The sequence below is a fragment of the Lutispora thermophila DSM 19022 genome (assembly GCF_900142105.1).
GTDB lineage: Bacteria > Bacillota > Clostridia > Lutisporales > Lutisporaceae > Lutispora > Lutispora thermophila.
Window position 1 is genome coordinate 1 of record NZ_FQZS01000011.1, and the last position, 26271, is coordinate 26271.

At 32.3% G+C, this 26271-nt stretch carries 26 protein-coding genes and 1 pseudogene; 25 read left to right on the forward strand and 2 right to left on the reverse strand.

Annotated features, from left to right (window positions below):
• A pseudogene (locus BUB48_RS08655) lies at nucleotides 1-501 on the forward strand (IS982 family transposase); the annotation flags it as partial.
• Nucleotides 502-795: 294 nt separating this feature from the next.
• Nucleotides 796-2115 (forward strand): replication-associated recombination protein A, encoded by a 1320-nt coding sequence (locus tag BUB48_RS08660; protein ID WP_073025962.1) that lies wholly within the window; start codon nucleotides 796-798, stop codon nucleotides 2113-2115.
• 3 nt (nucleotides 2116-2118) lie between these two features.
• Here the strand turns inward: BUB48_RS08660 and BUB48_RS08665 are convergent, their stop codons facing one another.
• Complete coding sequence (locus BUB48_RS08665) at nucleotides 2119-3585, reverse strand: hypothetical protein (RefSeq protein WP_073025847.1); 1467 nt, start codon at nucleotides 3583-3585, stop codon at nucleotides 2119-2121.
• Between the two features lie 151 nt (nucleotides 3586-3736).
• On the opposite strand from BUB48_RS08665, the gene BUB48_RS08670 reads away from it, so the two are divergent.
• The 14 genes from BUB48_RS08670 (at nucleotide 3737) to BUB48_RS08735 (ending at nucleotide 15449) form a co-directional block, all read left to right on the forward strand.
• On the forward strand, nucleotides 3737-4390 hold the full coding sequence (locus BUB48_RS08670; RefSeq protein WP_073025848.1) for a hypothetical protein: 654 nt from the start codon (nucleotides 3737-3739) through the stop codon (nucleotides 4388-4390).
• A gap of 109 nt (nucleotides 4391-4499) precedes the next feature.
• Complete coding sequence (locus BUB48_RS08675; RefSeq protein WP_073025849.1) at nucleotides 4500-4613, forward strand: DUF1858 domain-containing protein; 114 nt, start codon at nucleotides 4500-4502, stop codon at nucleotides 4611-4613.
• A 394-nt stretch (nucleotides 4614-5007) separates the two neighbouring features.
• A complete protein-coding gene (locus tag BUB48_RS08680; protein ID WP_073025850.1) occupies nucleotides 5008-5460 on the forward strand; it encodes an RrF2 family transcriptional regulator in 453 nt (150 codons plus the stop codon).
• Nucleotides 5453-6631, forward strand: coding sequence for a cysteine desulfurase NifS (gene nifS / locus BUB48_RS08685; protein WP_073025851.1), 1179 nt, complete (start codon nucleotides 5453-5455; stop codon nucleotides 6629-6631). The genes BUB48_RS08680 and nifS overlap by 8 nt, the downstream gene beginning before the upstream one ends.
• A gap of 3 nt (nucleotides 6632-6634) precedes the next feature.
• Entirely contained in the window at nucleotides 6635-7009 is a 375-nt protein-coding gene (gene nifU / locus BUB48_RS08690) for a Fe-S cluster assembly scaffold protein NifU (protein ID WP_073025852.1), read from the forward strand.
• Between the two features lie 21 nt (nucleotides 7010-7030).
• The gene (gene mnmA / locus BUB48_RS08695; RefSeq protein ID WP_175548395.1) at nucleotides 7031-8113 is read left to right on the forward strand and encodes a tRNA 2-thiouridine(34) synthase MnmA; all 1083 of its coding nucleotides are present in this window, start codon (nucleotides 7031-7033) and stop codon (nucleotides 8111-8113) included.
• A gap of 75 nt (nucleotides 8114-8188) precedes the next feature.
• Entirely contained in the window at nucleotides 8189-8392 is a 204-nt protein-coding gene (locus tag BUB48_RS08700; RefSeq protein ID WP_073025854.1) for a rubrerythrin, read from the forward strand.
• 299 nt (nucleotides 8393-8691) lie between these two features.
• Nucleotides 8692-9222: a PRC-barrel domain-containing protein gene (locus BUB48_RS08705; RefSeq protein WP_073025855.1), complete on the forward strand. Its 531-nt coding sequence runs from the start codon at nucleotides 8692-8694 to the stop codon at nucleotides 9220-9222.
• A 19-nt stretch (nucleotides 9223-9241) separates the two neighbouring features.
• Nucleotides 9242-10288: an AI-2E family transporter gene (locus BUB48_RS08710; RefSeq protein WP_073025856.1), complete on the forward strand. Its 1047-nt coding sequence runs from the start codon at nucleotides 9242-9244 to the stop codon at nucleotides 10286-10288.
• 267 nt (nucleotides 10289-10555) lie between these two features.
• Entirely contained in the window at nucleotides 10556-13189 is a 2634-nt protein-coding gene (gene alaS / locus BUB48_RS08715; protein WP_073025857.1) for an alanine--tRNA ligase, read from the forward strand.
• 66 nt (nucleotides 13190-13255) lie between these two features.
• Complete coding sequence (locus tag BUB48_RS08720) at nucleotides 13256-13513, forward strand: IreB family regulatory phosphoprotein (RefSeq protein ID WP_073025858.1); 258 nt, start codon at nucleotides 13256-13258, stop codon at nucleotides 13511-13513.
• A gap of 169 nt (nucleotides 13514-13682) precedes the next feature.
• Nucleotides 13683-14630: an aldo/keto reductase gene (locus BUB48_RS08725; protein ID WP_073025859.1), complete on the forward strand. Its 948-nt coding sequence runs from the start codon at nucleotides 13683-13685 to the stop codon at nucleotides 14628-14630.
• 30 nt (nucleotides 14631-14660) lie between these two features.
• The gene (gene ruvX / locus BUB48_RS08730) at nucleotides 14661-15080 is read left to right on the forward strand and encodes a Holliday junction resolvase RuvX (protein WP_073025860.1); all 420 of its coding nucleotides are present in this window, start codon (nucleotides 14661-14663) and stop codon (nucleotides 15078-15080) included.
• Nucleotides 15081-15167: 87 nt separating this feature from the next.
• A complete protein-coding gene (locus BUB48_RS08735) occupies nucleotides 15168-15449 on the forward strand; it encodes a DUF1292 domain-containing protein (RefSeq protein ID WP_073025861.1) in 282 nt (93 codons plus the stop codon).
• A 40-nt stretch (nucleotides 15450-15489) separates the two neighbouring features.
• On the opposite strand, the gene BUB48_RS08740 is transcribed toward BUB48_RS08735, so the two are convergent.
• Entirely contained in the window at nucleotides 15490-16683 is a 1194-nt protein-coding gene (locus BUB48_RS08740; protein WP_073025862.1) for a pyridoxal phosphate-dependent aminotransferase, read from the reverse strand.
• 236 nt (nucleotides 16684-16919) lie between these two features.
• On the opposite strand from BUB48_RS08740, the gene BUB48_RS08745 reads away from it, so the two are divergent.
• The 9 genes from BUB48_RS08745 (at nucleotide 16920) to udk (ending at nucleotide 26205) form a co-directional block, all read left to right on the forward strand.
• Complete coding sequence (locus BUB48_RS08745) at nucleotides 16920-17354, forward strand: Fur family transcriptional regulator (RefSeq protein WP_073025863.1); 435 nt, start codon at nucleotides 16920-16922, stop codon at nucleotides 17352-17354.
• A gap of 95 nt (nucleotides 17355-17449) precedes the next feature.
• Entirely contained in the window at nucleotides 17450-19117 is a 1668-nt protein-coding gene (locus BUB48_RS08750; RefSeq protein ID WP_073025864.1) for a ribonuclease J, read from the forward strand.
• A 76-nt stretch (nucleotides 19118-19193) separates the two neighbouring features.
• Complete coding sequence (locus tag BUB48_RS08755) at nucleotides 19194-20114, forward strand: diacylglycerol/lipid kinase family protein (protein WP_073025865.1); 921 nt, start codon at nucleotides 19194-19196, stop codon at nucleotides 20112-20114.
• A 20-nt stretch (nucleotides 20115-20134) separates the two neighbouring features.
• Nucleotides 20135-20593 (forward strand): QueT transporter family protein, encoded by a 459-nt coding sequence (locus BUB48_RS08760; protein WP_073025866.1) that lies wholly within the window; start codon nucleotides 20135-20137, stop codon nucleotides 20591-20593.
• Nucleotides 20594-20667: 74 nt separating this feature from the next.
• Entirely contained in the window at nucleotides 20668-22488 is a 1821-nt protein-coding gene (typA, locus tag BUB48_RS08765) for a translational GTPase TypA (RefSeq protein WP_073025867.1), read from the forward strand.
• Between the two features lie 112 nt (nucleotides 22489-22600).
• A complete protein-coding gene (mltG, locus tag BUB48_RS08770) occupies nucleotides 22601-23629 on the forward strand; it encodes an endolytic transglycosylase MltG (RefSeq protein ID WP_073025868.1) in 1029 nt (342 codons plus the stop codon).
• A gap of 63 nt (nucleotides 23630-23692) precedes the next feature.
• Nucleotides 23693-24358 carry an O-methyltransferase gene (locus BUB48_RS08775; protein ID WP_073025869.1) on the forward strand — a complete coding sequence of 222 codons (666 nt, stop codon included), beginning with the start codon at nucleotides 23693-23695 and terminating at the stop codon, nucleotides 24356-24358.
• Nucleotides 24351-25586 carry a peptidase U32 family protein gene (locus BUB48_RS08780; protein ID WP_073025870.1) on the forward strand — a complete coding sequence of 412 codons (1236 nt, stop codon included), beginning with the start codon at nucleotides 24351-24353 and terminating at the stop codon, nucleotides 25584-25586. The genes BUB48_RS08775 and BUB48_RS08780 overlap by 8 nt, the downstream gene beginning before the upstream one ends.
• Nucleotides 25579-26205 (forward strand): uridine kinase, encoded by a 627-nt coding sequence (gene udk / locus BUB48_RS08785; protein WP_073025871.1) that lies wholly within the window; start codon nucleotides 25579-25581, stop codon nucleotides 26203-26205. The genes BUB48_RS08780 and udk overlap by 8 nt, the downstream gene beginning before the upstream one ends.
• Nucleotides 26206-26271: the final 66 nt, after the last annotated feature.

Sequence of the window (26271 nt, forward strand, 5' to 3'; positions counted from 1 at the left end):
GGTGCTACTTATGGTAAATGTGCATCCAAAAAGGAAACATATCTTGGATATAAACTACACATGCTTGCAACCATAGATGGTTTTATAACTGATGCTGTAATTACCTCTGCTAACATTGATGACAGAGCAGCTGCTTGGGATTTAACCAGAAACTATAGCAGTATTACTATGTTTGGTGATAAAGGTTATATAGGTGATGATTTTACTGCAGCCCTAAAAGCTGAAAAAGATATTGATATCTTACCTCTTCAGAGAAGTCGCAGCAAAGTTCAATTCCCTAAAGAATTGAGGCAAAGCATCTTTAGATTAAGGTGAAGGATTTAAACATAAGCATCCCAGCTTGATTGCCAACTCAATATTGAGAGAGTTCTTGCAAAATCCTTTTGGGGCTTACAAACAAGGCTTAAAACCAAACTATTGGCTTATAACTTGTGCTATTACATCAATAAACTTGTAGGCCGTGAGTTACATTCAAGAATCAAAGAGTTAGTATTTGGATAATTAATCCGTATAATATCATCTATCAGGGATTTTATATCCTTATTGATTGGTATAATATTCCTTATAGTAAAATCGAATTAACTAACACAAGAGGTTAAATTACCTTTTTATAATGACACTTTTTTGATGTATAATAATTACAAGCATGTATTACTAAAAATCATTTAGTAATATATTTAAATTCAATAACGTGTTTTATTGATAAGTTAATGATAGAAAAATACGGAATATTAAAGTTAATTTTAGCTAGTTATATAGCTGAAAGGTTGGATGCAATAAATGAAAAATGATCAGATTAGTATTTTTGATGTTAATTTAAATGAAGAATTGAAAAAAGAAGGTCCCCTTGCGGTGAGAATGAGACCTAGGTCACTGGAAGAATTTGTCGGTCAGGAAGATATAATTTCTCCCGGTAAACTGTTATATAGGGCTATTAAAGCAGATAAACTTACTTCTGTTATTTTATGGGGACCTACTGGATGTGGCAAGACAACTCTTGCAAAGATTATATCAAATACTACAAAAGCATATTTCCAACAGATTAATGCAGTATCATCAGGTGTTCAGGATATAAAGAAGGCTGTTGAAGAAGCAAAATCAAGAAGAGGATTTAACGGTCAGAAAACCATAATTTTCATAGATGAGATACATCGCTTTAATAAAAGTCAGCAAGATGCATTGTTGCCTTATGTTGAAGACGGAACAATAATCCTAATTGGAGCAACTACAGAAAATCCTTTTTATGAGGTTAATAATGCTTTAATTTCTCGCTCTACAGTATTTAAGCTAAAAGAGTTAGAAGAATCAGATATAAAAAAAATAATATTAAGATGTCTACAAGATAAAGAAAAAGGGTTGGGTGCTTATAATGTGACAATTACAGATGAAGCACTGAAGCTTCTTGCATTTTTATCAGGTGGAGATGCCAGAAAAGCTCTTAATGCTTTAGAATTAGCTGTATTATCAACTGACAAAGATAGTAATGGAAAAATTATTATAACTGAAGACATTGTTTCTGAATCAATACAGAGAAAATCTGTTTACTATGATAAGTCCGGTGAGAATCATTACGACACAATATCTGCATTTATTAAAAGCATGAGAGGCTCAGATCCAGATGCTGTAGTGCATTATTTGGCAAGGATGATTAAAGCTGGAGAAGATCCTATGTTCATAGCAAGGAGAATAATCATATGTGCAGCAGAAGATGTAGGAAATGCTGATCCAATGGCATTATGTGTTGCAGTTAATGCAGCTGAAGCAGTAAAGATGATCGGAATGCCTGAAGGAAGAATAATTCTAGCCCAGGCCGCTATATATGTGGCTTGTGCTCCCAAAAGTAATGCTTCATACATAGCTATAGATAAAGCATTAGAGGATTTAGAAACAAAAGAAATAGGAATTATACCATATCATTTAAGGAATGCTACATTTAAAAATGCAGAAAATTACGGCTATGGTGTAGGTTATAAATATCCTCATGATCACAATAATAATTATGTTGAGCAACAATATATGCCTGATGTATTATCAGGCACAACCTATTATAATCCAACAGGCAATGGATATGAAAAAGCAATTAAAGAACACCTATTAAACTTAAGAAAAAAATAATGTTTATTCCTTAAGCCAATCAGTAACAGTTTTAATAAGACCTTTATGTTTGTTGGGGTATTCTTTATTGGATACCTCTTCTCTATTGGTTTTATTATCTATATTAGCATCTGGAGTTTCATCTTCATTATCTCTGGTTTTTGGTAAAGAAGTATCAACATTTGATAATACCCCAGTAAGTACTGGTGAACTTTCCAACTTTATGGTCCTTGGTTTTGAATTCATGAATTTTTCTTTAAAATTGCTTTGCTTTAGTACTTGATGATGTTCCTTATGGTAATCTATATCATCTTCATATTTACTTTCATATAGCTTTTTATTCACTTTCTTACTTTCTAATTCACTAAGTTTTCTACTTAAATCTTCTATTTTTTCTGTTAATAAATTCATGTGATCTAATATTAAAGATGTATTACTAAAAGTGTCATTATCTTTTATATTTTTTTCATCATCTAATATAACCATATTATCGTATGGCACGCCTATTTCCAACATATCGCTTATAGAGCATATATTTTTTATCTCTTCGAAATCATTATCAGAAGTATCTTTGATTATTTTTACATAATGTAAAACAGGTAGTTGATATAAAGGTATTTTTTTAAAACTAATCCACTGTTTTGTAATGATGTTATAATTGCTTTCGTGATAAAAGTTATTATAAATATATTTTATCTTTAAAGTATCACTAATAATGTCAATGACCAAAAGAACATCTTCAGAAACATTATTTAGTTTTATTATATCTACCAGTGAGAAGGCAGAATTAGCTAATAAATTTTTTGAAAAATAATAAATGTTTAATGTTCTATTATCAAAATTATAGCAATATAGATTTAAATTGCAATCATGTATTGAAGTGCTTATATATATATCATCATAGTTAAGATTTACTATTGGTATGTGTGACCATCTTGAGTTTGTGGATTCATAAAGAAAATAACTTAAAGATAAGGACTGTCCATCATATAAAGTAGATATAAGGTGAAGATTATTATATCCTGTCATTTTAATAATTTCTGAATTTTTTACTGTTTTGGAATAAATTTCACATATAAATGATTTTTCCCATTCATCATTTGATTTTGTAAGCAAGTATAGATCAAAATAATACTCTAATAATAATTTTTTGGCAAAAACAATATGTACTCCATCTGATAAAGCAAAAAGTCCTAGAAGAGTAATATTCCCGAACTCTTTTCGTAAATTCAATTCCTCTATATGCCATCCATTATGATCAAATGTTAAAAACAAGAAATTTCTCGCTTTTCCTTCGCATAGTAAATATATATTATCATCATGGGATTTAGAATAGAAAAAGTTATCATATACATCACTTACAAGAATGGTTTCTTTAGTTTTACCATATAAATCTACCATTTTGCAATATATAGCTGAATTCTCATAATAAATGCTTAATTTATTTCCTCTAGATTCAATAATTACTTTATAACAATTAGAGCTTACCACTATCCCACCACCTTTTTTATAACCTACAAAATTATATGGTTAAATATTTGCTTTTATGTTGTTTATTAGCATCAAAATCTTTACACAAAAAAAAGAACTTTACATATTATGTACTATGAAAGATATAATCATGTAAGGAAGGTGTTTATATATGCCATTGCCTCAGGTTGAATGCACTGGTTCTATAACCCAGGGAGATATCACTGTTTTCAGGGAATGCATAAAGGTAAAAAAGGTATTTGATGAGTTCGTTTTGAGAGAGTGTGTAGAAGGCATTGAATTTGAAGCTGATGAAAAGTGCGAAGGTGTAAGAGGCTGGATCGAACCTACTTTGATTTTAAGAGATGGTAAAATCATTGACCCAAGAATAAAGGATGCTTCTAAATACAAAGGCTGTGCAAGTAATGGTTTAGCAGGAGAAAGAAGGCTTAGATTTTCAGGAAAATGCTGCTTCAAAGTTTTCGCAAGAGATTCAAGAGGAAACATTATAAGATTAAAAGTCAAAAATGTACCTTCTGGTAATGCATTATCTAAAGGACCTGATGGAGAATTGTGCTTTGATTTTAGCGTAAGAAGGTTATATCCTGGAGCCTCTGCAGAAACCTTTGAAAGACTTCTCCACTTTGTTGACCAGGAAGCTTTTGAATTGCAGTGTTTAGCAGAAGCAATAATCGACGAAGAAAACAACGAAATAAACAATGGAATACTTTTAACTAATGTAGGTATATTTGTTGCAATTAAGTTTGATGCAGAAGTTCAATTATGTATACCAGTATTCGGTTATTGTGAGATAACAGATGAATGAACAGCAGAAGATTTCTGTGATAATTTTGATTTATTAGATATTCCTAACTTTAATCCTCCTCAAATAGATGATATAGATCCTTATTGCGATTAGTTAATGAGACTGGAAAATGAAAGTAAATGAAATCAATAAAAATATGACGGTAAACCAAGTGATAAAAACATATCCCAAGACCAGAAAAATATTTAAATCCTATGGCATGGACAGAATAGGATGCGGGTGAGGAGGCTTTTCAAAGTTGACTATTGAGCAGGCTGCTCATTTTAGAAAAGTTGATTTAGACAAACTGATTGTTAGGTTGAACAAATCAATAAAAGGTTAGAATGGTCTAACCTTTTATTGATTGAATTTCGACCATTGCTGATATTCTAAGTATCAGCAATTTAATATAGATAGGCACAGTAAAGGTAAAAGCTTTTACTGTGCCTTGATTTTTATAAAATAGCAAATATCTTGATTATTATTACTAATAATAATATAATAAGCAATACTTAAAAACTGTAATATTAACGATTTCAATGATTTATCAAAAAGTAATTGACAGAAAATGTAGAAAGTGATATCTTTAAAATATAAATCCGAGTTTATTACTAGGAATTAAAAGGGAGGTTGATATCATGATTCTTTCAACTAGAGGTAGATATGGACTTAAAATGATGTTGGAACTTGCATTGAATTATGGTAAAGGTGCAATGTCATTAAAGGATATTGCAAATAAGCAATCGCTATCAGATACATATTTAGAGCATTTGATATCACCTCTGAGGAAAAATGGATTAGTAAACAGTACCAGAGGAGCTCAAGGTGGCTATGAATTAGCAAAGCCACCAAATGAAATTAAAGCAGGAGATGTTATAAGAGTACTTGAAGGTTCATTAGCTCCTGCAAAATGTGTACTGGAAGATGAGCCCGAATGTAGCAATGCAGACTACTGTGCAACAAGGTTACTATATGAAAAGATTACAGAAAGCATAAATAATGTTATCGATTCTATAAGTCTTCAAGATATGGTTGATGATTATTATACGCTTAATAATACAAATGTAAAGAGGAGAAGTGAAAATGAATAAAAGAATTTATCTTGATCATTCAGCTACAACCAAAGTTAAGCCAGAAGTATTAGAAGAAATGTTACCTGTGTATACAGAATATTATGGAAATCCATCAAGCATTTATTCTTTTGGTAGAGAAGCCAAAAAACTTGTGGATCAAGCCAGAATGAGAGTTGCTAAAGCATTAGGAGCCTTACCAGAAGAAATATTCTTTACAGCAGGCGGCTCTGAGTCAGATAATTGGGTATTGAAAGGAGTCTCTTATGCTAATAAAAACAGAGGAAATCATATAATAACAACTTCTATTGAGCATCATGCAGTTTTGCATACTTGTGAGCAATTAGAGAAGGAAGGATTTGAAGTAACTTATTTACCTGTTGACAATTATGGAATGATAAGAATTGAAGATTTAAAAGCGGCGATTACAGATAAGACAATTCTTATATCCATAATGTATGCAAATAATGAAATAGGTACTATACAGCCTATAGAAGAAATAGGTAAGATTGCTAAAGAAAGAAATATATATTTCCATACAGATGCAGTTCAAGCTATAGGTAATGTAAAGATAGATGTAAAAGCTCAAAATATAGATATGTTGTCTCTTTCTGCACATAAATTTTATGGTCCAAAGGGAGTAGGTGCACTTTATATAAGAAAAGGAACCAAAATAGCAAATCTAATAACCGGTGGAGGACAGGAAAGAGGTAGAAGAGCAGGTACAGAAAATGTGCCTGGAATAGTTGGTTTAGGTAAAGCTATTGAATTAGCGACAGAGAACATAGATAGCTACAATGAAAAATTGCTAAAGCTAAGGACAAAGCTCATAAATGGAGTTATGGAAAAAATTCCATATACTAGACTTAATGGCCATCCGGAAAAGAGATTGCCTGGTAATGCAAATTTCTGTTTTGAGTATATTGAGGGCGAATCATTGCTATTAAATCTCGACATGAAAGGAATAGCTGCTTCTAGTGGTTCAGCATGCACATCAGGATCTTTGGATCCATCACATGTGCTTCTTGCAATTGGATTACCTCATGAAATAGCACACGGATCATTAAGATTAACCCTTGGTGACGAAAACACAGAAGAAGATGTGGATTATGTATTAGAAGTTCTACCTGAGATCGTTCAAAGATTGAGAGATATGTCACCATTATACGAAAAAGTAAAGGGAGGAAAATAAGTAATGTATAGTGAAAAAGTAATGGATCATTTTACTTCACCTAGAAATGTAGGTGAAATTGAAAACGCAGATGGTATAGGAGAAGTAGGCAACGCAAAGTGTGGAGATATAATGAAAATATATCTTAAAATAGAAAATGATATAATCAAGGATGTAAAGTTCAAAACCTTTGGTTGCGGTGCAGCTGTGGCAACAAGCAGTATTGCTACTGAGATGATAAAAGGCAAAACAATTGAAGAAGCACTTAAGCTTACCAACAAAGCTGTAGTTGAGGCATTGGATGGTCTCCCACCTCAAAAAATTCATTGCTCAGTTTTGGCAGAAGAAGCAGTAAAAGCTGCTATAGAAGATTATAAAAAGAAGCATAATAAACAGTGAAGTAATTTGTAGTAGGTGCATTTGATGAAAGATAGGGTAATAATAGGAATGAGCGGTGGCGTAGACAGTTCAGTCGCCGCTTATCTTCTTAAAAAGCAAGGTTATGAAGTTATTGGAATCACGATGAAGCTAAGAAGTAATGATGATTTTGAACAGGATAGTGGAAGAGATAGCTGCTGCTCTTTATCTTCTGTTGATGATGCAAGAAGGGTATGCGATAAATTGAATATACCTTTTTATGTGATCAATTTCACTGAAATATTTGAAGAAAAGGTAGTTAATTATTTTATTAATGAATATTTTGCTGGAAGAACTCCCAACCCTTGCATCGCATGCAATAAATATTTAAAATTTGATGCTTTGTTAAAAAAAGCTGATGCTTTAGAAGCAAAATATGTTGCTACAGGTCATTATGCCAGAATCATACACGAAAAAAAACTCAATAGATATTTAATAAAAAAATCTGCTACCGCCACAAAGGATCAAACATATGTGTTATACAACCTGTCACAAAGTCAGCTTGAAAGAATTTTGATGCCATTAGGAGATTATACTAAAGAAGAAACAAGAAAGATTGCAGATGAACTTGATCTGGATGTTGCAAATAAACCTGATAGCCAGGAGATATGTTTTATAGAAGATAATGACTATGGCAAGTTCTTAGAAAATAAAAGAGGAGATAAAATAAAACCAGGCAAATTCGTTGATACTAAAGGCAATGTTTTAGGTACCCATAGAGGTATAGTCCACTATACTATAGGCCAGAGAAAAGGATTAGGCATTGCTCTAGGCAAACCGATGTATGTTGTAGATATTATTCCCGAGAAAAATCTAGTTATCTTGGGTGAAGAAGATGAAGTTTTTAAAAATGAATTATTAGCAACAGCTGCAAACTTTCTTCCTTTCGATACACTACAGCATCCTATGAGAGCTAAAGCAAAGATAAGATATAGTGCTAAAGAAAGCAGTGCATGGGCTATACCAACAGGTGATAACAGATTTAAATTAATTTTTGATGAACCTCAGAGAGCCATTACGCCTGGTCAGGCTGTAGTATTATATCAAGATGATTATTTGATTGGCGGCGGTGTAATAGTAAAGTAAGGTAGAAGTATAAAAAAACCTTTAAAAGCTAATATTATTGTCAAGAAATCAAATAAGCTTTTGGAGGTGAAGATTATGGCTGATGACAAAATGAACACAAGGGATTGCTTACAAAGAGCGTGGATGAATACAATGGAACTAGTTCGAGATTTCGAAATGTATTCCAAAAGAATTGAGGATGAAGAGGTTTCAGAGGTTTTTAAAAAGCTTGCAGAGCAGCAGGGAATGCAGGCATCAAATCTAAGAGAGCTGTATCAGAAATATGATAAAAATTTATAAAGACCGGTAAGCGGTCTTTTTTTATATGAATAAAATCTTTCTAGGGTATTATTAACTTTTCAAATTATAATTTCTTAAGCAAAAAGCTACCATGAATAAAAGTGCTTGCATAAAAGTTATTTACTTTTAATATAAATTTGAACTTATTAATACTCGCAAATTATTACATTGTCAAATATTCTGAAAAAGACATTTTTCTTTTTTACTAAATACTTATCAATTCTGAATAAATTAGCAATCATTTTTTCCTTTAATATTACAAATCATAATTATAAGTAAAACTATTGGGGGTTCAAACGTTGATAAAATGCAGCGAAATTATTGATAAACCAATATTCTATAATGACAAAAATGAATATTTTTCCATGGTTAATGATGTTATTCTTGATAAAAATTCAAACAAGATTTTAGGCTTTACATGGAAAAAAAAGCTCATCAGAAAAGAGTATGAAATATTTTTATTTGATGATTTACTGCTTATTGGTAGCAATGGGCTTTATGTCAAAAAAAATATCAAAGCAAAGCTTTTCGATTATAATAATGAAAAACATTATATTTTATCATATATACATGATATTTTAAACAAAATAATTCTAAATCCGGATGGTGAGCTTATAGGTATAGTACGTGATATGATATTGGATATAGATAGAGGGTATTGTGTAGGCTTTGAGTTTTCTGAAGGTTATATCGATGATCTTATAAGCGGAAGAAAGCTAATATCAGCAGGTTTTGGATATAGTATTGATTCAGAAGCTTTGATACTATATGACAGTAGCATAATACAACCACAAGGAAGAGGTTTGCTTAACTTAAATAAGTTCACATAAAAATTATGGAATGGTGTATATGATAGATAACATTAAAGATAGGATATTACTATATAAACTAATTAAATATGTTGTTATTATTCTATTGCTTCTATTTTTAGTAAAAAATAGACAGTTTTTATCAGAAATAGTGAGTCCTTTTATAATATCAGCTCTTCTTGCCTATCTTTTAAATCCTATTGTACATTATTTTGAAAAGAGAGGATTCAAAAGAATATATAGCGTTGTTTTAGTATATGCTTTTTTTCTATGTCTGGCAATTATATTTGGATTGGTAATTATACCAAGACTATTTAAAGATGTATCTGTACTTGTAGAAAACATACCTAACTACATGAAGCAATATGATAATTTATACCAGAAGTTTCAGAATGGATTTATAAACAGCAATTTGCCCCAAGGTATTAAGGATATAATTGATGATAATATAATGCTTCTTCAGAATATGATACTATCTTTTCTACATAAAGTAGCAGATTCAATAATAAATTTCTTTTCTCAGCTGTTTAACTTTATTATCGTACCAGTGCTAACATTTTACATGCTTAAAGATTCCGCATATTTTAAAAATCAATTGATTCTAATTTTACCAAAATCAAAGAGAAATAAAATTATGCAACTTTTTAGGGATATTGATAATGTTTTCGGAAAATATATTAGAGGACAGATATTTGTATGCTCAGTGGTTGGAATCCTCACCACAATAGCGTTGTTGGTAATAAAAGTTAAGTATTCGTTGACGTTAGGAATGTTTGCAAGTGTATCAAATATAATTCCATATTTTGGACCAATAATAGGCATGATTCCTACAGTAATATTGGCTCTACTCGATTCTCCCACAAAAGCTTTCTATGCTGCAGGAGCTTATATATTGGTTCAGCAATTAGAAAGCGGTATTATCACTCCTAAGATAATAGGAGAAAGTGTAGGAATACATCCTGTTTATGTAATTATGGCTTTACTAATTGGAGGAAGGATATTGGGAATTATTGGAATGTTGATAGCTGTACCTTTTGCCGCAGTTATAAAACTATGTTTAAGGCACTTTCTAAAAAACTATCTATAATAGTTTATATATACCAAGAAGTTGACAAAAATTGTGTAATAATATATAATCTTTCTATTAAATAAGTTAATATTATGCTGAAAAGCAATATGATACATCCCGTGGAATCGGCTTCATCCCAATAGGGATGAAGATTTTTTATCATTTATAAGAAAGTATAAATTTCCTTAGTATATGCTATTCTATGCATTTCAAGAAAGGCTTCCTTGATTTAAAGTTTATCCAATGGAAGCCTTTCTTACCTATACATTTTAAAGGAGGATAACAATGGAGAAACTAGGGTTAAATGAAATAAGAGAAAAATTTCTTAGCTTTTTCGAGACTAAAGAACATTTGAGACTAAAAAGTGCATCCTTAATTCCAGAAAAGGATAAGAGTCTTCTATTGATAAATTCTGGCATGGCACCGCTTAAACCATATTTCACTGGACAAGAAGTTCCTCCAAAAAAGAGGGTCACAACATGTCAAAAGTGTATAAGGACACCGGATATTGAGAGGGTAGGAAAAACAGCACGTCATGGTACCTTTTTTGAGATGCTTGGCAATTTTTCATTTGGTGATTATTTTAAAAGTGAAGCAATATCCTGGGCATGGGAATTTTGTACTCAATGGCTAAAGATGCCTGAAGAAAGATTATGGGTAACAATATATCAGGATGATGATGAAGCCTTTGAGATATGGAATAAAAAAATCGGTTTGGCTTCTGAGAGAATAGTGAGAATGGGAAAAGAAGACAATTTCTGGGAAATTGGTCTTGGCCCCTGTGGACCTTGCTCAGAAATATACTTTGATCGTGGCGAAAAATATGGCTGTGGCAAACCAGATTGTAAGATCGGTTGTGATTGTGACAGATATATAGAGTTTTGGAACTTAGTATTCACTCAATTTGATAAGGATGAGGAAGGAAATTATAATAAACTCGCTAAGCCCAATATTGACACTGGTATGGGCTTAGAAAGAATGTCTGTCATAATGCAAGATGTTTATAATATTTTCGAAATAGATACCATTAGACATACATTAGATTATATTTGCTCCTTAGCAGGAGTAGAATATGGTAAGGACCCAACTAAAGATGTGTCCATTAGAGTTATAACAGACCACATAAGAAGTGTAACTTTCCTTGTTTCCGATGGAGTTCTTCCTAGCAATGAAGGCAGAGGATATGTTCTGAGAAGGCTATTAAGAAGAGGTGCAAGGCATGGAAAACTTCTTGGATTCAAAGGACCATTCTTAAGCATGGTATCTAAAAAAGTTATAGAAGCATACCATCAGGCATATCCTGAGCTAAAGGAAAAGGAAAAATACATTCAAAATATCATAAAAATTGAAGAAGAAAGATTTGAAGAAACCTTAGAGCAAGGATTAGAGAAACTTCAAGAATATATAAAGCTAATGAATGGAACTGATACCCTATCTGGAGAAGCTGCTTTTAAATTGTATGACACATATGGTTTTCCACTAGATTTAACTAAGGATATGTTAGAAGAACATGGTCTAAAGGTAGATGAGGAAGCCTTCATAGAAGAAATGGAGCGTCAAAGAAAAAGAGCAAGAACTGCAAGAGGAGATAATGAAGCAGAAGGATGGAAAGAAGATATTTATTCCAAGCTTGATAAAAACATAAAAACCACTTTTGTTGGATATGATAATCTAAGCTATCCTAGTATTATAAAGGCAATAATTGCAGATAATACTATAGTTGATAAAGCTTCAGAGGGTATGGATATAGGGATAATACTTTCAGAGACACCATTTTATGCTGAAAGTGGTGGGCAGGTAGCTGATACGGGTGTAATAAAAGGTTTAGGTTTTAAACTTCATGTTTATGACTGTAAAAAAGTAACAGGAGGAAGGTTTGTTCATCATTGTAAAGTTACAGAAGGTCAAGTTGCAGTAGATGATTCTTGTACAGCTCATGTGGATAAAAAGCGAAGGTTAGCTACTGCAAGAAATCACTCTGTAACACATTTGCTTCACAAAGCATTAAGAGATGTTCTTGGAACTCATGTTGAACAAGCAGGTTCACTTGTTGAAAAAGACAGATTAAGATTTGATTTTACTCATTTTAAAGCCATGACTGGTGAAGAATTAGCTAAAGTTGAAAGAGAAGTAAACTCCGCCATATGGAAAAGTATGGATATAACTATATCCGAAGTTACTATTGATGAAGCAAAAGCCATGGGAGCAATGGCATTGTTTGGAGAAAAGTATGGCGATATTGTGAGAGTGGTAAAAATGGGTGACTATAGCATTGAATTATGCGGTGGTACCCATATGACCAACACAAGCCAGATTGGCATGTTTAAAATAATAAGTGAAAGTGGTATAGCTGCAGGTATTAGGAGAATAGAAGCCATAACAGGTGAAGCATTGTATGAGTACCTGTTGCGCAAAGAAAACATAATTCAGGATGCTTGTTCTAAATTAAAAACAAATGAGGACGAACTCATAAAAAAAATAGAACATACACTAAAAGAAAACAAAGATTATGAAAAAGAAATCCAAATCTTAAAAGATAGAATTGCTGATACTTCTATTAATGATTATTTATCCAAGGCCAAAGAAATAGGAAATATTAAATATATTGTTTTAGATGCTAATTCATCAAGCATTGAGGACATGCGAGCTTTGGGAGATAAGTTAAAAGAAAAATTAAGAAGTGGCATAGTCATATTATATTCAATGGGCAGTGATAAGACGACTATTCTTGCTATGGCATCAAAGCAAGCATTATCTTTAGGAGTGCATGCAGGAAACATAATTAAAGAAATAACAAAGCTTGGTAATGGTAGCGGCGGTGGAAGACCTGATATGGCTCAAGGCGGAATAAAAGATAATAGTAAGTTGGATGAAATAAAAGAAGCTATACCTATGATACTTAAAAAGCAAATAGAATAATTATGTTGAAATATCTCCGTTGCTATATTATTATAAAGATAGTGAAATTCGGGAGGTGGTGGCATAATGTGCTCTAACATTGAAGAAACCATGAAGTTTAAAGTAGAAAAGGAAAAAGAATATGAGCCCTCTGAAATACTTATAAGCGTATATAAAGCTTTATTGGAAAAGGGCTATAATCCAATAAACCAGATAGTTGGATACATACTTTCTGGAGATCCAACTTATATAACGAGTCACAATAATGCTAGAAGCCTCATAAGGAAAATGGAGAGAGACGAGCTATTGGAAGAATTGGTTAAGTCTTATGTTAAAAACATATAAAATCAATAGTTGACTAAACAGGCTGGAAGAAATAGAATATATTCTTCTAGCTTTTCTTATAACCCATAGGACTTTCAAAAAGGCTTCCTTGATCGTTTGCGAGTTTTGTTGAGGAAGCCCTTCTAATTTTCAATTAGCTTTATAATACTTTGATTGTTGTGAGGGAAAAATGGAATATACTAAATTAGGGAATACAAACATTATTGTATCAAAACTTTGCTTTGGAAGCCTGACTATCAGCTCTCTTCAAGCAAACCTCAGCATAAATGATGGTGCAAGGATAATTGAAGAAGCCTTTGAATACGGAGTAAACTTCATAGATACAGCAGAATTATATGAAAATTATCACTATATAAGAAAAGCAATTTCCGGTAAAAGAAATAATATTGTTATCTCTACTAAATCCTATTCCTATTCATATGAAGGTGCTAGAAATAGTCTTGAAAAAGCTCTTAAAGAGTTGAATACAGACTATATTGATATTTTTTCACTACATGAACAAGAAAGTGAGCATACTTTAAAAGGACACAACGAGGCAATAGAATTTTTTATTAAAGCTAAGGAAAAGGGATACATAAGAGCATTTGGTATATCAACACATTACGTTGCTTGTGTTAAGGCTACATTAAAATATAATGATATTGAAGTAATACATCCCATTTATAATAAAGCTGGTTTAGGAATTGTTGATGGTTCAGTATCAGACATGGGAAATGCTATCAAAGAAGCTTATGAGGCTGGAAAAGGTATTTACACTATGAAACCTTTAGGTGGAGGAAATTTGCTATATGATGCTAAGGAATCACTAGAATTTGTATTAAGCAATCCAAATGTCCATTCAATAGCTGTAGGAATGCAGAGCAAAGAAGAAGTAATATATAACACTATGATATTTGAAGGTAAGAAAGTTCCCGAAAATATTAAAAATTCATTAAATAGAAAAAAAAGAAGACTATTGATAGATTTTTGGTGTGAAGGTTGTGGAGCCTGTATAGAGGCATGTCAGCAAGGAGCTTTGTACCTGAAAAATAATAGAGCTGAAGTTAATACAGAAAAATGTGTTTTATGTGGATATTGCAGCAGACGCTGTAAAGATTTTTGTATAAAGATAGTATAGAGTGTATTTAATAGTTTTGAGGTGAATATTTTGAGAATCATGGGATTGGATGTAGGAGATGCAACAATAGGAGTAGCAGTAAGTGATGAACTCGGTTGTATGGCTCATGGAATTTGCACAATTCGCAGAAAAAATATCGATTACGATATAAATCAATTAGACACCATAATAAAAGATAAACAAGTAGATAAAATAGTAATAGGTCTACCGAAAAATATGAATAATACTATTGGAGATAGAGGTAGAAAATCTATAGAATTTGGTGAAATTCTAAAAAAGCATTTTTCAAATCTTGAAATAGTATTTTGGGATGAAAGATTAACAACAGTAGCAGCTGAAAGAGCTTTATTGGAAGCTGATGTAAGCAGAAAAAACAGAAAGAAAGTTATTGACAAAATTGCTGCAACTCTTATATTACAAAGTTATATTGATGCCAAGAAAAACTCATAGTCTGTTGTATGTGAATATTTTGTTAGTGTTGACATAGTATGGACTGTAGGATAGAATAACATTATGTTATAGAAAGAAGGTGAAACAATGAGTGATGATATGGACTTCATTGTACTGTATGATGAAGATGGCAATGAAACTGAGTTTGAAGTTATAGCAACATTAGAGCTAGATGATAACGAATATGCTATTCTATTACCATCAGATGCAGATATTGATCCTGAATCCGATGAAGTTGATGAAGTATATGTTCTAAGAATGGAACAAGACGAAAATGGAGAAGATATTCTCGTTGGCATAGAGGATGAAGAAGAATTAAACGATGTCATAAAAGCCTACGAAGAATTGATTAAAGATGAATCAAACTAAAATAGCAATATAAAAGCGGCTTTTCAAAGCCGCTTTTATATTATCTGTTTTTATATGCCTCAATGCCTTTAGCAAGTATATCCATGGCAGCAACAAGATCTTCTTCTTTAAGTATATAAGCTAATCTAACTTCATCTTTTCCTAATCCAGGAGTAGCATAGAAACCAGCAGCAGGAGCTACCATTGTTGTTTCATTATCTATATTGAAATCAGTAAGCATCCATTTTGCAAAATCTTCTGCGTCATATACAGGAAGTTTTGCTACCACATAAAAAGCTCCCATTGGTTTTTCACATACAACACCAGGTATATTCTTTAATGCGTTATAGACTATATCTCTTCTCTTCTGATATTCATGATGTACTTCCTCAAAGTACTCCTTAGCAGTGTGTACTAATGCTGTAGCACCTATCATTTCAATGGTTGGTGCGCATAATCTTGCTTGTGCAAATTTCATAATTGTCTTCATAAATTCTTTATTTTTAGAACATACGCATCCTATTCTTGCACCGCAAGCACTGTATCTTTTTGAAATACTGTCACATATTATTACTCTATCTTCAATGCCTGGAATGTCCATTAAACTTGTAAACTTTAATCCATCATATACAAATTCTCTATAAACTTCATCACCGATTAAGAAAATATCATGTTCTAATGCTATTTCTCCAAGCATGGTTAGTTCTTCTTTAGTATACACAGCACCAGTTGGGTTGCCAGGATTAGAAATCATGATAGCCTTTGTATTAGGTTTTATTAGACTCTTTATGTATTCTTTACTTGGTAGATGGAAACCTTCTTCAGCTTTTGTTGTAATCGGTTTAACAGTCATACCTGCTTCACAAGCAAATCCGTTATAGTTAGCATAGAAAGGTTCAGGAACCAACACTTCATCTCCTGGGTCGCCTATTGCCATCATTGACATTATTATGGCTTCGCTTCCTCCATTAGTAATAATGATTTCATCCTGTGCAAAATCAATATTCCATTCTTTATAATACTCTCTAAAAGAGTCGATGAGCTTAAGATCTCCCTGGGATAAAGCATATTCTAATACAGGTGCATTAAAATTTCTGATAGCTTCAAAAAAAAGTTCTGGAGTTTTAATGTCAGGTTGACCTATGTTAAGATGATATACTTTAATGCCTCTTTTTTTTGCTTCCTGTGCAAAAGGAACAAGTTTTCTTATTGGAGAAGCTGGCATTAATACAGCTCTTTTTGAAAGACTTAACAATTAAATCCCTCCTCAATATTTATGGTTCTTCTACTATACTTAAATGATAACATAATTTTTAGAAAAGTGAAATAAAAGAAATTGCTTTTCTCATTTAACATATATTATCTTCATATATTTTATTGAAAAAATTATTTTGCATTAGATTTTTATTATTATGAGTTATTAATTATCATTGACATTATTTTCAATCAATAATAGAATAAAAATATATCATGTAAAGGAAGCGGTTGATCTTGGGTTTCGAGTATGAAGTACTGAAGAGAAAATTGAAAGAAAAAGGTTTTAAATTAACACCTCAAAGAAAATCTATAATAGATGTAATAGTCGAAAATCAGGGCAAGCACTTAAGCGCTGATGAAATATATGATTTAGTAAAAGACAGTTGTCCTAACATAGGACTTGCGACAATATATAGAACAATGCAAATTTTTGATGAAGTTGGGGTTGTTTATAAGAATAATTTTGATGATGGAAGAAGCAAATATGAATTGTATCAAGATGAAGACCATCAACATCATCATTTAATATGTATAAAGTGTGGAAAGGTTGTAGAAGTGGAAGAAGACCTGCTGGAACAGCTGGAGATTGAAGTTGAAAATAAGTATGATTTTTCTATTGTAAATCATAACTTGAAGTTTTTCGGATATTGTAAGCTATGCAGGGATTAGAGTATTGTAAGTTATTGCAATACTTTTTTCAATTGATTAAAAAATAATATTAAGCAAATAATATAAGTGGGGGAAAAAGAAAGGAAGTATGTTTTTTGGCTAATACGAAAGCAAAATTGAAATTAATACCATTGGGCGGATTACAAGAAATTGGAAAGAATATGCTTGTTGTTGAATACAAAGATACTATAATAGTAATTGATTGTGGTTTGATGTTTCCAGATGAAGGTATGTTGGGAATAGATTTAGTAATTCCTGATATAAGTTATTTACTGAAAAATAAGGAAAAAGTTAAAGGGATAATATTAACACATGGACATGAAGACCATATTGGTGCTTTACCATATGTATTGCCACAAATAAATGTTCCGTTGTACGGTACAAAACTCACTTTAGGCTTGGTAGAAAATAAGTTGAAGGAACATACTACCATCCCTGAGGTTACTATGAACGTTATAAAGCCTAGAGATGTTGTAAAACTTGGAGATTTTGAGGTGGAATTTATAAAGACAAACCATAGTATAGCTGATTCCGTAGGATTAGCTATACATACTCCCGTAGGTACAGTTGTTCACACAGGTGATTTTAAGATCGATTACCAACCTATTGATGGGGAACTCATTGACCTTCACCGTTTCGCAGAACTAGGGAAAAAAGGTGTATTAGTGATGTTGGCTGATAGCACAAACGTGGAACGAGAAGGCTATTCCATGTCAGAAAGTACCATGGGGAACAGTTTTACCGAACTTTTCAGCAATGCAAAACAAAGAATACTAGTAGCAACGTTTGCCTCAAATATTCACCGAATACAACAAGTAATAAATGCGTCTATAAATTGTGGTAGAAAAGTAGCTATATCAGGAAGAAGCATGGTAAATGTAATAAATGTAGCTTCTGAATTGGGATACTTAACAATACCTGATAATGTACTTATAGAGATTGATAATATAGATAAATATCCGCCAGAAAAAATAACTATTATTACTACTGGCAGCCAAGGAGAAGCTATGTCTGCATTAACAAGAATGGCTACATCAAGCCACAGGAAAGTAGATATTGTACCAGGAGATACTGTTATTATTTCCGCTACTCCTGTACCAGGAAATGAAAAATTGGTTTCTAGAGTAATCAATCAGCTGTTTAAAAGAGGAGCGGATGTAATATACGAAGCTTTAGCAGATGTACACGTGTCGGGACACGCATATCAAGAAGAGTTAAAGTTACTTCAAGCTCTTGTTAAGCCTAAATTTTTTGTGCCTGTTCATGGCGAATATCGCCATTTGATTCAACATGCCCAGCTTGCAGAAAAAATGGGTGTACCAAAGGAAAATATTTTTATTGCAGATAATGGAACCGTTCTGGAGTTTACAAAGGATAAAGGCAGAATAAATGGTACTGTAATGGCAGGAAGGGTGTTAGTTGACGGTTTGGGTGTAGGAGATGTAGGCAATATTGTTCTTCGGGATAGAAAGCACTTGTCACAGGATGGGCTTATAGTGGTTGTAGTTACATTAAATAAAGAATCAGGTTCAGTTGTGGCAGGTCCTGATATAATTTCAAGAGGCTTTGTATATGTAAGAGAATCTGAGGATTTGATGGAAGAAGCGAAATCAGTTATAAAAGATGCATTGATGGAATGCGAAGAAAAAAATATAACTGAATGGGGTACTATAAAAACCTATATTAAAGATAATCTCAAAGATTTCATATATCAAAAAACCAAGAGAAACCCAATGATTTTGCCTATAATAATGGAGATATAAAAAGGCTTGCATTGGAAGTATTTATTTACCTAAAGCCTTGAGGTGTCAAGGCTTTAGTATTTTGGAGGTAAAACTCATGGACAAAAAAGTATTCGCTATTGTTAATCCTGTTTCGGCTAACGGGGCAACAGGAAAAGAGTGGCCAGTATTTGAAAAGACAATAAAAGCATCCGGTATTAATTTAGACTATGCTTATACAGAATACCCAATGCATGCAAAGTTTTTAACACAAGAAGCTTTAAAGGCAGGTTATAAAACTATCCTGTCAGTAGGCGGTGATGGTACCATGAATGAAGTACTTAATGGCTTTTTTTATGAAGGGATGTTAATTAATGAAAATGCTTCCTTGTCCATTTTTTCAAGAGGGACAGGCTGTGACACAATTAGAACCATAGGAATAGATAAAGATGTAGATTCAATAATTGAAGTATTAAAATTTGGCAAGATAAAACTTGTAGATGTTGGCATAGCAGAGTTCATCCAATATGAAGGCAATACAACACAAAGGTATTTTCTCAATGTATCAGATATAGGCATAGGGGCACAAACTACGTATAGAGTTAATAGAAGTTCTAAAGCATTGAAAGGCTTTTTATCCTTTTTAATAGGTGCCTTATCGACCATGATAAGTTACAAAAATAAAGATTTTGAAATAACAATAGATGATATAACAATAAATGAAAAACTTAACAGCATTATAATAGCCAATGGGAAATATTTTGGCGGAGGTATGAAAATTGCTCCAATGGCAGATATGAGTGACGGATACTTTGATATAATAATTATCGGTAACATAAGCAAATTTGATTTTTTACTTAATTTTCCCAAGATATACAAGGGTACTCATATGAATCATCCCAAGTTACTACACTATAAAGGTAAAAAAATAAAAATTAATGCAAAGCAAAAAGCACTAATTGAAGTAGATGGAGAACAACCTGGAGTAATAGAAGCTAATATTAATATATTACCGAATAAATTAAAAATACTTGTTTGAAAATAAGAAAGGAGGTTTCTATGAACACAAAATACTTAGCAAAATCATCACTTTTGGCTGCTGTATATGTTGTTTTAACTATAGTGTTAGGAGATTTCTCCTATGGACCAGTACAATTCAGAATAGCAGAAGCTCTAGTTCTGCTTCCATTGGTTGAACCATCAGCAATTATGGGAGTAACAGTTGGATGTATAATTGCAAATATATTTGGAGGATATGGTCCCATTGATATATTTGGTGGAAGCGCTGTAACATTATTAGCTGCTTATTTAACAAGCAAGATGCCCAATAAAATATTAGGTGCAATTCCACCAATTGCATTAAATGGACTTATAGTATCCATTTGGGTAAGTAAATTTTCTGGTCTCCCGTACCTGTTGGTAGCAGCCAACATTGCGTTAGGAGAATTTTTTGCTGCTGGAGTACTTGGAATTTTATTGGTTTCAGTGTATTCAAAATATATAAAAACATCAAGATAATGTTGTAATTATTAAGCATCAAATGTATAATGTTTTTTTGTTGATATAATTCGCAATAATAAAGGAAGTGTACCATGGACAATTTTGTACGAGAAGATATAAGAAATATTGCTATTATTGCTCATGTAGATCATGGAAAGACTACTTTGGTTGATGGCTTGTTAAAGCAGAGCGGCACTTTTAGAAGCAATGAAAATGTAGCTGAAAGAGTAATGGATTCAAATGAATTGGAAAGAGAAAGAGGTATAACAATATTAGCTAAGAATACTGCCATCAGCTATAAAGGAATAAAAATTAATATAGTAGATACACCGGGACATGCAGATTTTGGTGGTGAAGTAGAAAGAGTTTTAAAAATGGTTGATAGTGTTCTATTAGTAGTAGATGCAGCAGAAGGTCCAATGCCTCAGACCAGATTTGTATTAAAAAAAGCTCTAGGCTTAAAATTAAAGCCTATTGTGGTGATAAACAAAATTGATAGACTTGATTCAAGAATAGAAGAAGTAATAGATGAAGTAATAGATCTGTTTATAGATTTAGGAGCAGATGATGAACAGCTCGAATTCCCTATTTTATATGCTTCAGCTAAAGCAGGATATGCATTGCATAATCTCAATGATGAAGCAAAAGACTTAACACCTTTATTTGAAACTATAATTTATAAGGTTACGCCACCTTCCGGAAGTTTAGAGGCACCATTGCAATTTCAAATAACTACCATTGAATATGATGATTATATCGGTAGAATTGCAATAGGTAAAATTTTCAGAGGAAAGATAAAGTATGGTCAAAATGCAGTTTTATGTAAGAATGATGGTACTTTACAAAATGTAAAAGTTGGAAGATTTTACGGATTTTCTGGTTTAAAGCGAGTAGAAGTTCAGGAAGCCTATTTAGGAGATATAATTGCCATTTCAGGCATTGAAGATGTAAACATCGGAGAAACTCTCTGTGACGTTCAAAATCCAGAACCATTACCGAGAATAGAAGTGGAAGAGCCTACTCTGTCTATGACATTTATGGTAAACAACAGTCCCTTTGCAGGCAGAGAGGGTGAATATGTAACTTCAAGACATTTGAGAGCAAGGCTTATGAAAGAACTTGAGACAAATGTAGCCTTAAAAGTATTGGAAACAGATTCTCCAGATGCCTTTGAAGTATATGGCAGGGGAGAGCTCCATCTTTCAATATTGATTGAAACCATGCGAAGAGAAGGCTATGAGTTCCAAGTTTCCAAACCTACAGTAGTATTAAAGGAAATTGATGGGAAGATATGCGAACCCATAGAAAATCTTTTTGTAGAAATACCCCAAGACTATTTGGGAGTAGTGATGGAAAAATTAGGTTCAAGAAGAGCAGAAATGTTAAATATGAATACAACCAGTGACGGTTATCTTAAAGTTGAATTTAAAATTCCCACTAGAGGCCTTATAGGATATAGATCTCAATTTCTAACAGATACAAAAGGAAATGGTATTATGCATCATGTATTCATGGGCTTTGAACCATTAAAAGGGGATATACCTGAAAGGAACAGAGGTTCTCTGGTAGCTTTCGAAGCCGGAGAAACTACAACTTATGGACTGTACAATGTTCAAGAAAGAGGAGATCTTTTTATAGGACCTGGTGTAGAAGTATATGAAGGTATGATAGTAGGAGTTAATTCAAAAAGTGACGATCTAGATGTAAATGTATGTAAAAAGAAACATGTAAGCAATATGAGAGCTTCAGGAGCTGATGAAGCATTGAAACTGAGTCCTATTATTGAACTAAGTTTAGAGCAATGCCTAGAGTTTATAGCAAGTGATGAGTTAGTAGAAGTAACTCCAAAATCTATCCATTTGAGAAAAAAAATCCTTGATGGAAACTTGAGAGCTAAAATGAGAAAAGGATAATGTCTTGTCAAAAAATGCAGCTAGTTATATAATTATAAAGAATTATTTAATATATGGAGATACATTATTAATAAATATGTCCTCCATATAAAAGCATGTGAGGTGCTATTATATGTTCAAAAAAAGACTTCTGGCACTAGTTGCTTTCTTTATAGTTAATGTAACTGCTGCAAGTTTTATATACTATAACATTTCATTGAAACCCGTTGAATCTGTTGAAAATGAGAAAATTATAACCATAACTATACCAAAAGGTGCAAGTTCAACCCAAATTGGGTCAATACTACAGGAGAATGGAATTATAAGAAGCAAAGCCGTATTCAGAATATATAGCAAGATAAATAAACTAGATAGTAAATATAAAGCAGGGACATATGAAGTTAGAAATTCAATGGATGTAAAAGGTATTTCGGAACTATTACTCCATGGTAAAGGATTTAATGATATAATACGATTCACCATACCAGAAGGTTATGAGGTAAGGATGATAGTTGATAAGCTTGTAGAACTAGGTCTAGGCGAAAAAGAAAAATATGAGGTATTGCTAGAGAAAGCAGATTTTGATTATAGTTTTTTAGATGATATAAATAGATCTGAAGGAAAACTGGAAGGATATCTTTTTCCTGATACCTATGAAGTGTACAAAAGTTCATCGGAAAAGGAAATATTAGAAAAAATGCTTAAACGCTTTGATGAAGTGTTTACAAATACGTTTAAGAAAAGAGCGCAGGAGTTAAATATGTCTATTGATGAAGTTGTTACTCTTGCCTCAATAATTGAAAGAGAAGCAAAAATTGATGAAGATAGAAAGATTATTTCATCAGTATTTCATAATAGATTGAAAAATAACATGTATCTTCAATCTTGTGCAACTATACAGTATATTTTGAAAGATAGAAAAGAAGTTCTGCTATATAAAGATTTAGAAATTGAATCTCCTTATAACACATATAAAAATCCAGGATTACCTCCAGGACCTATTGCATCACCAGGATTAAAGTCAATTGAAGCTGCATTATATCCTGCAGATACAGAGTATCTCTACTTTTTTGCCAAGGATGATGGCTCCCATGTGTTTTCTAAATCTTTTAAAGAGCATTTGCAATTGCAAAGTAAGTATAAAAGCGGATCAATAAATTAATATGTTAATAGGCAATACATGTTTTTCATGTATTGCCTATTAACATGAAAGATAGGAGATACTATGAGCAATATTAATTATGATTATGTTCAAAACTATATAAATCAATTGCTGCCAAAATCAGATGGGATATTGGCAGAATTAGAGAAATATGCAGAAAAGAATCATGTTCCAATAATTACCAAAGATGTGGCAAGCTTGCTATCAATACTAATAAAATCAACACATACCAAAAATATTTTGGAAATAGGTACTGCTATCGGCTACTCTTCTATATTCATGGGCAATGCGGCAGGAGTGAATTTTAAAATAACTACAATAGAAAAAAATAAGGAAATGATAGAGATAGCTTCAAAAAACATAAGCAAAGCAGGTTATGATAATAATATTACTATAATAGAAGGTGACGCATTAAAAGCTTTACAATCCATAGATGATAAATTTGATATGATATTTATAGATGCAGCAAAAGGTCAGTATATGGATTTTTTGAAGCTATCTTTTGGAAAGTTAAAAGTCGGAGGGCTTTTCGTATGTGATAATGTTTTGTTTAGAGGAATGGTAGCAGAAAAAAGTTTACTGGTAAGAAGGAAAATAACAATAGTAAAGAGATTGAAGAAATTTCTAAGCTATATATCAGAACATGAAGCAATGGAGACAGTTGTTATACCCATAGGTGATGGTGTTTCTATTAGCATTAAGAAAAAGGAGGCCATAATAAATGACTAAACCTGAATTATTGGCGCCGGCAGGTAATTTTGAAAAGCTAAAAATGGCGTTGATCTATGGTGCAGATGCTGTATATTTGGGAGGAGAAAGATTTGGCCTAAGAGCTCAAGCAGGCAATTTTACTATGGAAGAAATAAAAGAAGCCGTAAGACTTGCCCATGAGCTTGGCAGAAAAATATATGTTACTGTAAATATAATACCACATAATGAAGATTTAGAAGGCTTAAGCGATTATGTAAAAGAGCTAGATAACATAGGAGTAGATGCACTTATTTTTTCAGATCCAGGGATATTTCTGATTATTAAAGAAGCTGCTCCTAACATGGAATTACATTTAAGCACCCAAGCAAACAATACAAATTATAAAAGTGCTGAGTTCTGGTATAAACAAGGTGTAAAAAGAATAGTTCTAGCAAGAGAATTAAGCTTGATTGAAATAAAAGAAATTATTAAAAAATCACCTAAAGAATTGGAGTTTGAAGCTTTTATACATGGGGCAATGTGCATATCTTATTCTGGAAGATGTCTCCTGAGCAACTATATGGTAGGAAGGGATGCAAATAGAGGCGAATGTGCCCATCCCTGCCGTTATAAATATTATCTGGTTGAAGAAAAAAGGCCAGGTCAATATATGCCGGTAGAAGAAGATGAAAAAGGCACATATATTTTTAATTCAAGAGATCTATGTATGATTGAACACATTCCAGAATTAGTAAATTCCGGTATAAAAAGCTTTAAAATTGAAGGAAGAATGAAAAGTTCATATTATATAGCAACAGTTGTAGGAGCATATAGGAAAGCAATAGATCAATATTTCAATGATCCGAATAATTATGTTACTGATAAAGAGTTGATAGACGAAGTATACAAAGCAAGTCATAGGGAGTTTTCCACGGGATTTTACTTTGGTAAGCCTGACAACAAAGGACAGATATATGAAAACAGTTCTTATGTTAGGGATTATGCCTTCGTAGGACTAGTCATGGATTATGATGCTTCTACAGGAATTGCTACAATAGAGCAAAGAAACAAAATGTCTTTAGGAGAAGAAATTGAGATAATCGGGCCCCATAAGAAGATGTTTAAACAAGTCATTGATAAAATGTGGGATGAAGAAGGGCAAGAAATAGAATCTGCACCACATCCACAACAGATAGTCAAAATGAGAATGAGAAAAGAAGTTTCAAAATATGATATTCTCAGGAGGGAAGGAAAAGAAAATGAGTAAACCATTGTTAATAGGAATAACCGGTGGAACAGGCTCAGGGAAAAGTACTGTAGCAAAAGCAATATATGAAAGCCTACCAAAGAATAATATAGTAATAATTGAGCAGGATAGTTATTATAAAGATCAAAGTCATTTATCAAGTGAAGAAAGAACAAAGACAAACTATGATCATCCTCTGGCCTTTGATACGGACCTATTGGTTTCTCATTTGAAAGATCTTCTTAATAACAAACCTATAGACAAGCCTTTATATGATTTTACAGTTCATAATCGAATGAAAGAAACTGTAAGAGTAGAACCTAAAGAAATAATTATTTTGGAAGGAATATTGATTCTGGACTCTCCTGAAATCAGAAATCTATTGGATATAAAGATATTTGTAGATACAGATGCAGATATTAGGATTATAAGAAGAATACAAAGAGATATGAAGGAAAGAGGAAGAACATTAGATTCAATAATTAAGCAATATACTGAAGTAGTTAAACCCATGCATTATGAGTTTATAGAACCCACAAAAAGATATGCTGACATCATTATTCCTGAAGGAGGATACAATAAAGTAGCTGTTGATATAATTGTTGCTAAAATTAAATCTATATTAGGAATATCAGTATAGTTGAGAATATCCCCCCCCATTTATGTCAATACTAATTTAAGCATGATACGTTATGTGGAGGGGTTT

Bases quoted from the DNA above. Each gene is read 5' to 3' on its own strand.
- BUB48_RS08670 (WP_073025848.1), top strand. From the start codon at position 3,737: ATGCCATTGCCTCAGGTTGAATGCACTGGTTCTATAACCCAGGGAGAT.
- BUB48_RS08675 (WP_073025849.1), top strand. From the start codon at position 4,500: ATGAAAGTAAATGAAATCAATAAAAATATGACGGTAAACCAAGTGATA.
- BUB48_RS08680 (WP_073025850.1), top strand. From the start codon at position 5,008: ATGATTCTTTCAACTAGAGGTAGATATGGACTTAAAATGATGTTGGAA.
- nifS (WP_073025851.1), top strand. From the start codon at position 5,453: ATGAATAAAAGAATTTATCTTGATCATTCAGCTACAACCAAAGTTAAG.
- nifU (WP_073025852.1), top strand. From the start codon at position 6,635: ATGTATAGTGAAAAAGTAATGGATCATTTTACTTCACCTAGAAATGTA.
- BUB48_RS08700 (WP_073025854.1), top strand. From the start codon at position 8,189: ATGGCTGATGACAAAATGAACACAAGGGATTGCTTACAAAGAGCGTGG.
- BUB48_RS08710 (WP_073025856.1), top strand. From the start codon at position 9,242: ATGATAGATAACATTAAAGATAGGATATTACTATATAAACTAATTAAA.
- alaS (WP_073025857.1), top strand. From the start codon at position 10,556: ATGGAGAAACTAGGGTTAAATGAAATAAGAGAAAAATTTCTTAGCTTT.
- BUB48_RS08720 (WP_073025858.1), top strand. From the start codon at position 13,256: ATGTGCTCTAACATTGAAGAAACCATGAAGTTTAAAGTAGAAAAGGAA.
- BUB48_RS08725 (WP_073025859.1), top strand. From the start codon at position 13,683: ATGGAATATACTAAATTAGGGAATACAAACATTATTGTATCAAAACTT.
- BUB48_RS08735 (WP_073025861.1), top strand. From the start codon at position 15,168: ATGAGTGATGATATGGACTTCATTGTACTGTATGATGAAGATGGCAAT.
- BUB48_RS08755 (WP_073025865.1), top strand. From the start codon at position 19,194: ATGGACAAAAAAGTATTCGCTATTGTTAATCCTGTTTCGGCTAACGGG.
- BUB48_RS08760 (WP_073025866.1), top strand. From the start codon at position 20,135: ATGAACACAAAATACTTAGCAAAATCATCACTTTTGGCTGCTGTATAT.
- typA (WP_073025867.1), top strand. From the start codon at position 20,668: ATGGACAATTTTGTACGAGAAGATATAAGAAATATTGCTATTATTGCT.
- mltG (WP_073025868.1), top strand. From the start codon at position 22,601: ATGTTCAAAAAAAGACTTCTGGCACTAGTTGCTTTCTTTATAGTTAAT.
- BUB48_RS08775 (WP_073025869.1), top strand. From the start codon at position 23,693: ATGAGCAATATTAATTATGATTATGTTCAAAACTATATAAATCAATTG.
- BUB48_RS08780 (WP_073025870.1), top strand. From the start codon at position 24,351: ATGACTAAACCTGAATTATTGGCGCCGGCAGGTAATTTTGAAAAGCTA.
- udk (WP_073025871.1), top strand. From the start codon at position 25,579: ATGAGTAAACCATTGTTAATAGGAATAACCGGTGGAACAGGCTCAGGG.